We start from the raw sequence: 7,942 nt of genomic DNA, 5'->3' as shown, positions 1-7,942 counted from the left end.
CGCCCGGTCCCATTCCGAACCCGGAAGCTAAGCCTGACAGCGCCGATGGTACTGCAACCGAAGGGTTGTGGGAGAGTAGGACACCGCCGAACTTACGTTGGGGAAGGCCCCGGTCGAGGACCAGACATGGTCCTCCCGGGGCCTTTTCTCATACCCACCCCCGGGTAATACCCCACCAAACACCCGCGATGCCCACCCGACCGCGCGAGATGCCCGCTCAGTCACGGGTGATGCCCGCTCAATCACGGGTAATGCCTCCCCGAGCACGGGTGATGCCCTCGTCGCACGCCGGCCGCGGCCATACCGCGGGCCGGGGTTACGCGTGTCGACCCTCCCATCACGCGAGTCGACCCCCCATCACACGAGTCGACCCCCCATCACACGAGTCGACCCGGCAATCACGCCTGCCGACCGTTCCGGCCCACCGCACTGGCCTCGCTCGGGCAGAAACCGATCTGGGCGCAGCCGGAACTTACCGCTGCGACCTACCGGCTCCCCGTGCATACCCGGCCGGACCCCGTGCTTGGCCGGGCATCCACCAGCGACTGGAGAGGCCTGACGCGTGATTGGACGGGCATCACCCGTGACCGAGCAGGCATCACGTGTGACCGGAGGGGCATCTCGCGTGACTGGAGAGGCATCTCGCGTGATTGAAGGGGCATCACGCGTGATTGGGGAGTCGACACGGGTTGGGCGGTGTGGGTACGAAAAGGGGCCAGGAGCGTAGCTCCTGGCCCCGTGAAGCCGATGGGTTACTTCAGGGCCGAGCCGGCCTGCCAGTCGGCCCAGGACTTGGACCAGTCGCCGTACAGGTCCCACACCGGCAGCTGGGGGCCGCCCGAGTTGGTGACCTCCACGACGTCGCCCAGGCCCATGTTCTGGAAGAACCACTGGGCGTTCGCGCCGTTCAGGTTGATGCAGCCGTGTGACACGTTCGAGCTGCCCTGCTGGCCGACGCTGTTCGGGTTCTCGTGGACGAACTCGCCGTCGTTCGAAATGCGCTCGGACCACTTCTCGTTCGAGCGGTACGCCTTCGGGTCCGGTGGGCAGACGCCGTACGTGCACGAGTCCATCGTGTAGTTGGCCTGCTTGTCCGAAATGACGTGCGCGCCCAGGTGGGTGGGGGTCGCGTCCTTGCCCATCGAGATCGGCATGGACTTGACCATCGCGCCGTTGTGGAAGATCTGCATCTGCTCGGTGTTCCCGTCCGCCTTGGCGATCCAGGAATCGTGCACCTTGTACGTTTCCGTACGATCTTCCGCACCGAAGACACCGTTGCCGAAATCGACGCCGTAGATCTTCGCCGACACCTTGAGCGTCGTGCCGGGCTTCCAGTACTCCTTGGGCCGGTAGTGGACGTTCGAGTCGTCGATCCAGTACCAGCTGCCGTCCTGCTTCGGCGTCGACTCGACCGTCAGGGCCTTCTCGACCGCCGCCTTGTTCTTCACGGCGATCTTGCCGAAGCTGAACACGATCGGCTGCCCGACGCCGACGCCCGTGCTCGCCACCGCGGACGGGGCCGGGATCAGGTTCGCGTTCGCCTGCTTCTTCGGCGCGATCGTGCTGATCTGGTTGTCCTGCTCGATCGGCTTCCCGTCCGCGCCTTGGGCGTGCGCGACGACCTTGTACGTCGCGCCGTAGCCGAGGGGTTCGGTCGACGTCCAGCTGGCGCCGTCCGCCGCGAGCTTGCCGGCGACCTTGGTCCCCTTGGCGGTGTTGGACACCGTCACGTCGAGGAGCTTCCCATTCGCCGCTTTGACCACGATCGGCGTCGCCGGGTTGACCCCGGTGCCGTTCGCGGGCTCGAACGTCACGGCGACCGGAGTCGCCGACGGCGACGCGGAATCGGACGCTGGCGCTCCACCGCCGGGTGAGCCGCCGTCGTCACCGGACGAGCAGGCGGAAACCAGCAGAGCCCCGGCGACGATTCCGGCCACCGAAAGTAAAATCTTCTTGGGGAGCATATTGTCTCTTTTTGGGAAATTGGGATCGGCGGGCATTCGACAAATCAAAATCTACGCGATAGCGATGACGTCCTTGACGGCGGATCGGTGCATCGGCGTGACGCGAATCACTTGACGACGAGCCCCGGTGCCCCGTAGAGGCCGGGCCCCGCCGGGGAAATCCCGTCGAGGTACTCGCGAGCGGCCGTGTACGCCTGTTCCGCCAACGCTTCGGTGTGCCCGAAATCGAGCGGGTTCACACGGACCGGGGCCGGCCCGGGCACGTACAGCACCGGCACCTCGGCCGCGGCCAGCGGCGCTTCCAGCACCGCCTGGTTCCGCATGCTGATCATCGCGGTGAACATCATCACCTCGGCGAACGTCCGGGGCGCGTCCGGCATCTTGCCGGGGAAGGCGCAGTCCAGCACGACCAGCGACTTCGCGCCCATCGCCAGCGCCTGCCGCATCGGCACGTTCGCGACGAGCCCGCCGTCGTACAGCAGCCGCCCTTCGTGCTCCACCGGCGGGAAGATGCCCGGGATCGCGCAGCTCGCCAGCAGCGGCGCCAGGAGCGGCCCGGACCGGATCAGCAGCGGCTCGGCCGTGTCGACCTGCGTCGTGACGACGCCGAGGGGCAGCGCGAGGTCCTCGAAGCGGGTCCCGGCGCCGAGGTGGTCGGCGATGATCCCGGTCAGGCCGGTGTTGGGGAACAGGTGCGTCCTGCTCTGCGTCAGCGTGCGGACCTGGCTCAGCACGCCGCCGGGGAAGGCCTCGGCACGCGTCATGTGCGCCCAGATGCCGTGCAGGCGCGCCAGCGCGTCGTCGCCGGGCAGCGCAAGCACCGCCGCGTTGAGGGAGCCGACCGACGTGCCCGTGACCAGGTCCGGCGTCAGCCCGGCTTCGCCGAGCGCGCGCAGCATGCCGACCTGCATGGCGCCGAGGCTGCCGCCCCCGCCGAGGACGAACCCGATCGGCCGGGGGAGATCCGCGAGACTCATACCGCCGAATGTAGTAAGCCCGACTTTCGCAGGTCGTGCGGGCCGTGAAGACGACGTTAACCTGCTGGGCGTGGCCGAGCTCGAGCTGCGGCACCTCAGGTCCGTCCGCGCCGTCGCGGACAGCGGCAGCGTGAGCCGCGCCGCCACCGTCCTCGGCGTGAGCCAGCCCGCGCTCACCGCGCAGCTCAAGCGGATCGAACGGATCCTCGGCGGCGACCTGTTCGTCCGCGGCCCCAGTGGCGTGCGCCCGACGGAGCTCGGCCGGTTCGTGCTCTCGCGGGCCGACGCGCTGCTGTCGGACGTGCAGGACCTCGTCGCCTCGGCCCGGCGCCACGGCGAGGGCGCCGCCGAGACGCTGAAGATCGGGTACGTGCCGCTGCTCATCATCGGCCGGTTCATCGAGGAGCTTGGCGAACTGGCGGCTGATGTCCAGACCTACGCCGAACCCGCCTCTCTGACGCTCCTGAAGCTGCTTTCGACGGGCCGTGTCGACGTCGCCCTGCTCGAACGCTTCGACGGCACCGAAACGCAGCACTTCGCCGGGCTCGCCGTGCGGACGCTGGCCACCGAGCCGATCTTCGTCGGCATCGCCGAGGGGCACCCGGCGATCCGCGACGGCGTCGTCGACCTCGCCGACCTGGCCGGCTGCGACTGGATCCTGCCGCCACCGCACGAAAACTGCGTGCGGGTCCGGTTCCTGCAGGCGTGCGCGGCGGCCGGGTTCACGCCGCGGGTGCGGCACTTCACGTCCGAAGCCGGTACCGCGGGCACGCTGATCGCGCAGGGCGCGGTGTGCCTGGCGCAGGCGGCTTCCGCACCGCCACCCGGGCTCCTCGCGCTGCCCCTGGCGGGCGACCCGCTGTGGACGACGTTGTTGTTCGCGACGCGCGAGGACGACGCCCGCACGCCGACCACCGACGCGGTGTTCCGGTGTGCGGAAGTCGCGTATTCGGCATCACGGCAACGGAATCCGCATTTCGCGAACTGGATCCGCGTGCATTCCGAATTGGCGCCTGCCTAGGACACCTTTTCCGGCTTTCGCTTCTTCAGGCGCAGCAAGAAGAACACGCCCGCCGCGGCGAGGACGCCGACGACGATCAGGCCGCCCGTGTTCACCGCGCCTTCGATGCGTTTGGCCGCCTCGCCGAGGGCGGCGCCGATGCTGATGTGGACCAGCGACCAGCAGAGGGCGCCCGTCGCGGCGGCGGGGAGGAACTTGCGGAACGGCAGGCCCGACGTCCCGGCCGCGGCCGGCGTCAGCGTGCGGATCACCGGCAGGAAGCGGGCGAAGAACACCGCCCACGCGCCACGGCGTTCGAGGACGCCGGCCGCCTTGTCCCAGGCGTCGAGGCCGTACTTGCGGATCAGCTTCGTTTCCCGCAGCCGGGGGCCGAAGCGGCGGCCGACGAAGTAGCCGAGCGCGTCGCCGGCTGTCGCGCAGAGGGTGACGACCGTCCAGAGGGCGAGGAACCGCGCGACGGTGTTCGCCGTCGTCGCCGCGATGAGCAGGCCCGACTCGCCGGGGGCCAGGAACCCGAGCCCGATCGTGCATTCGGCGAACACCAGGCCGCCGGTCGCGGCGACGAGCCCCGGTTCCGGAAGTCCTTGCAACCAGCTGAGCAGGTCCGAAACCAGGGCCATGCACCCCACTTTACCGATCCTTTAAGGATGGTGAGGTGACGTCGGTCACCGCGCCAGCAGCGACGCGGCTTCCTGTGCGGCCGGGCCCTCGGCGGCCAGGTGGGCCAGGTTGTCCGGCAGTTCCTCGCCGCGGTGGGCCTTGGTCTGGGCGTAGAGCCGTCCCGCGCGGTAAGACGAGCGCACCAGCGGACCGGCCATCACACCCGCGAAACCCATCGCCTCCGCAGCCTTCGAATGCTCCACGAACTCCTCCGGCTTCACCCACCGATCCACCGGATGATGCCGCGGGGAGGGACGCAGGTACTGCGTGATCGTCAAAATCTCACACCCCGCGTCGACCAGATCCTGCATCGCCGGAGCCACTTCTTCGGGAGTCTCGCCCATGCCCAGGATCAGGTTGGACTTCGTCACCAGACCGGCCTCACGCGCCTTCGTGATGACTTCCAGGGACCGGGCGTAGCGGAACCCGGGGCGGATCCGCTTGAAGATCCGCGGAACGGTCTCCACGTTGTGCGCCAAGACCTCCGGCCGCGAACCGAACACCTCAGCCAACTGCGCGGGATCAGCGTTGAAATCCGGGATCAGCAGCTCGACACCGGTGCCGGGGTTGAGAGCGTGAATCTGGCGCACGGTCTCCGCGTAGAGCCACGCACCACCGTCGGAAAGGTCATCACGGGCGACGCCGGTCACCGTGGAGTACCGCAGCCCCATGGCCTGCACCGACTCCGCGACCTTCCGCGGCTCGGTGCGGTCAAGGGCGGCGGGCTTGCCGGTGTCGATCTGGCAGAAGTCACACCGACGCGTGCATTGATCCCCGCCGATCAGGAACGTGGCCTCACGGTCTTCCCAGCACTCGTAGATGTTGGGACACCCCGCCTCTTCACACACCGTGTGAAGGCCTTCGCGACGCACCAGACCCTTGAGCTCGGTGAACTCCGGACCCATCCGCACCCGCGTCTTGATCCACGACGGCTTCTTCTCGATCGGCGTCTCACTGTTGCGAACCTCGAGACGCAGCAGCTTCCGGCCTTCTGGCGCAGCACTCACGCCCTCAACCGTACGCCCGTCCGGGCTACGCGGGGTCGGGGGTGATGCCCGTCAACTTCGCGGTCAGCTCCCACAGCGCGGACCCCACGGACTCGCTGCGCGCGGCCGCCAGCGGCGGCACGCGCGCGGGGTATCCGCGCAGGTTGCCGAGGCCCCGAGGGCCGAAGTAGGCGCCGCCTTCGACGCCGTCGGCGGTGGCCGCGTACAGCTGCGGCAGCGCGCCCATCCGCGGGCCCTGGGCGAACAGGGTCTCGCCGAGGTGGTGGGTGCCGGCGATCAGGCCGCGGACGACCGGGTTCGCGTACGACCGCGCCATGCCGCTGCCCAGCCCGGTCGCGGTGTACCCGGGGTGCGCGGCCACGCTGACGACGTCGGAGCCGGCCGCACGCAGCCGCCGGTCCAGTTCGAGCGCGAACACCTGGTCGGCGAGCTTCGACTGCCCGTACGCGGCCGCCGCGTTGTAGCGGCGGTGGTCGCCGTTCGGGTCGTCGAAGTGAATGCGGGCGCCGGTCGCGGCGAGGCTCGAGAGCGTGACGACGCGGGCGTGCGTCCCGCCGCGCAGGGCGGGCATCAGCAGCCAGGTCAGCGCCGCGTGGCCGAGGTAGTTGGTGCCGAGCTGCAGGTCGAAGCCGTCGGCGGTGCGGCCGCGGGCGGTCGCCATCACGCCGGCGTTGTTGACCAGGACGTCCAGCTTGTCGCCGGTCGTTTCCCTGGCCGACGCGGCGGCCGCGCGCACCGAGGCGAGCTCGCTCAGGTCCAGTGGGATGAGCTCGGGCTCGGCGCCCGCGGCGGCCGCTTTGACGATGTCCAGTGCCTTCGCCCCGCGCTCGGCGGAGCGGCAGGCGAGGAGCACGCGGGCCCCCTTGGCCGCGAGCACCTCCGCGGTGCGCAGTCCGAGCCCCGAGTTCGCCCCGGTGACCAGGGCGGTCCGACCGGTCTGGTCGGGGATGTGGGCGTCGGTCCAGCGCTCCGTCATGCGTGTTCTTTACTCCATCCATGCCCCCGCCGCCGCCCTCAACGGAGGCGCTGCGCGCCGCTGGCTGAATTGTTATGCACTCGGCGCGAGCAGGCGCCGCAGGTGTCCCATGACGGGACGGCGGCGGGCGGGCTCGTCGCGGCTCGTGCGCAGCAGCGCCTCGAGCGCGTGACCCACCTTGACGATCTCTTCACCCGGTTCGCGCGGGTCGGCCATCCCGGCCGTGACGGCGAGCATGCGCAGCTCGCCCTCGTGCATCCGGCGCAGCGACGCGTATCGCTCGTAGCCGCCGTCGAGCACCGCGCGCAGGGTTTCGTGCTCCTCGTACGCCCCGCGCCAAGCGCGGGTGACGGCGTCGACGTGGTCGCCGAGGCCGTCGGCTTCGTCCGGGTCGGTGACCTCGGCACGCAGCCGGCCGGCCAGCACCTGCGTCCACTTGTGCTGCAGGGCCAGGAGAACGTTCTCCTCGGTGCCGAAGTTCTCTTCGGCGCCGGGGACCTCCTCCAGCGGCAGCGGCGCGGCCGGTTCGCGGCCGGCCAGGCGGACGGTGGCTTCGAGGATTTCCTGACGTCGGTAGAAGTCGGTCCAGCTCATCGTGTGGCTCCCCTTCCGTGGTCCGGGTCATACCGCGGGTCTGCGGCATACTCCCGGTACGGACCTGACACGGCGAACATACCATGAGTATGGAGAGATCCTCCGGGCGTAAGGTTGTGAAGGTGGCGACAATGAGGTCCAGACGGCTCGACTACTCCGAGTCGACGCGGTCGGCGCTGGTCGACAGCGCGGTGGAACTGTTCACCAAGCGCGGTTACGCGGGTACCTCGCTCGACGAGATCGCCAAACGTGCCCGGGTGACGAAGGGTGCGCTCTACCACCACTTCAGCGGCAAGCAGGCGCTCTTCGAGGCCGCGTTCGACCTGGTCGAAAGCCTCGTCTACGACCGGCTCGACAAGATCATGAACGGCGACGGCTCGCCGTGGGAACGCGCGCTCGGCGGGCTCAACGCGTTCATCCGCGCCTGCCTCGACCCGGCCTACCAGCGGATCGCCATCCACGAGGCGCCGGTCGTCATGGGCTGGGAACGCTGGCGCGAAGCCGAGGAGCGCTGCAGCTTCGGGCTCGTGCGCTCCGGCCTGCAGTCGCTGATCGACGCGGGCGAGGTCGAGCCGGTGCCGGTGGAGGTCACCTCGCGGCTGCTGTTCGGCGCGCTGTCGAGCGCGGCGACCGAGATCGCCAGCTCGCCCGACCCGAAGAAGGTCGGCGCCGAGATCGAGGACGTGATCGTCCGCATGCTGGTACGGCTGCGGCGCACGGAACCCGACGTCTCTATAGGCTGA

The 7,942-nt window shown here is 69.5% G+C and carries 8 protein-coding genes and 1 rRNA gene; 3 read left to right on the top strand and 6 right to left on the bottom strand.

What is annotated here, in order from left to right:
* Window positions 1-92, top strand: a 5S ribosomal RNA gene (gene rrf / locus ACWEN0_RS17565); the annotation flags it as partial.
* A 660-nt stretch (window positions 93-752) separates the two neighbouring features.
* On the opposite strand, the gene ACWEN0_RS17560 is transcribed toward rrf, so the two are convergent.
* A complete protein-coding gene (locus ACWEN0_RS17560) occupies window positions 753-1,937 on the bottom strand; it encodes a L,D-transpeptidase (RefSeq protein ID WP_451974273.1) in 1,185 nt (394 codons plus the stop codon).
* Window positions 1,938-2,071: 134 nt separating this feature from the next.
* Window positions 2,072-2,941, bottom strand: coding sequence for a patatin-like phospholipase family protein (locus ACWEN0_RS17555; protein WP_451974271.1), 870 nt, complete (start codon window positions 2,939-2,941; stop codon window positions 2,072-2,074).
* Between the two features lie 70 nt (window positions 2,942-3,011).
* Between ACWEN0_RS17555 and ACWEN0_RS17550 the strand changes: the two genes are divergently transcribed.
* Window positions 3,012-3,962: a LysR family transcriptional regulator gene (locus ACWEN0_RS17550; protein WP_451974269.1), complete on the top strand. Its 951-nt coding sequence runs from the start codon at window positions 3,012-3,014 to the stop codon at window positions 3,960-3,962.
* On the opposite strand, the gene ACWEN0_RS17545 is transcribed toward ACWEN0_RS17550, so the two are convergent.
* The 4 genes from ACWEN0_RS17545 to ACWEN0_RS17530 all read right to left on the bottom strand — a co-directional run bounded on the left by ACWEN0_RS17545 (window position 3,959) and on the right by ACWEN0_RS17530 (window position 7,199).
* The gene (locus ACWEN0_RS17545) at window positions 3,959-4,582 is read right to left on the bottom strand and encodes a DedA family protein (protein WP_451974267.1); all 624 of its coding nucleotides are present in this window, start codon (window positions 4,580-4,582) and stop codon (window positions 3,959-3,961) included. The two genes, ACWEN0_RS17550 and ACWEN0_RS17545, sit on opposite strands and share 4 nt — an antisense overlap.
* Window positions 4,583-4,627: 45 nt before the next feature.
* Window positions 4,628-5,629, bottom strand: coding sequence for a lipoyl synthase (lipA, locus tag ACWEN0_RS17540; protein WP_451974265.1), 1,002 nt, complete (start codon window positions 5,627-5,629; stop codon window positions 4,628-4,630).
* Window positions 5,630-5,654: 25 nt separating this feature from the next.
* Window positions 5,655-6,605: an oxidoreductase gene (locus ACWEN0_RS17535; RefSeq protein WP_451974263.1), complete on the bottom strand. Its 951-nt coding sequence runs from the start codon at window positions 6,603-6,605 to the stop codon at window positions 5,655-5,657.
* Window positions 6,606-6,677: 72 nt separating this feature from the next.
* Window positions 6,678-7,199 carry a hypothetical protein gene (locus ACWEN0_RS17530; protein WP_451974261.1) on the bottom strand — a complete coding sequence of 174 codons (522 nt, stop codon included), beginning with the start codon at window positions 7,197-7,199 and terminating at the stop codon, window positions 6,678-6,680.
* Window positions 7,200-7,330: 131 nt separating this feature from the next.
* Here ACWEN0_RS17530 and ACWEN0_RS17525 point away from each other — a divergent pair, with 131 nt between their 5' ends.
* Window positions 7,331-7,942, top strand: coding sequence for a TetR/AcrR family transcriptional regulator (locus tag ACWEN0_RS17525; protein ID WP_451974259.1), 612 nt, complete (start codon window positions 7,331-7,333; stop codon window positions 7,940-7,942).

Source organism: Amycolatopsis sp. NPDC004378 (genome assembly GCF_053602455.1).
Note: the sequence above shows the minus strand (reverse complement) of the source record. Positions and strands in the feature narration are given on the sequence as shown.

What these genes read in the sequence shown, in the direction of transcription:
- ACWEN0_RS17555 (WP_451974271.1), bottom strand. Translation starts at nt 2,941, where the DNA reads ATGAGTCTCGCGGATCTCCCCCGGCCGATCGGGTTCGTCCTCGGCGGG.
- ACWEN0_RS17545 (WP_451974267.1), bottom strand. Translation starts at nt 4,582, where the DNA reads ATGGCCCTGGTTTCGGACCTGCTCAGCTGGTTGCAAGGACTTCCGGAA.
- ACWEN0_RS17535 (WP_451974263.1), bottom strand. Translation starts at nt 6,605, where the DNA reads ATGACGGAGCGCTGGACCGACGCCCACATCCCCGACCAGACCGGTCGG.
- ACWEN0_RS17530 (WP_451974261.1), bottom strand. Translation starts at nt 7,199, where the DNA reads ATGAGCTGGACCGACTTCTACCGACGTCAGGAAATCCTCGAAGCCACC.
- ACWEN0_RS17525 (WP_451974259.1), top strand. Translation starts at nt 7,331, where the DNA reads ATGAGGTCCAGACGGCTCGACTACTCCGAGTCGACGCGGTCGGCGCTG.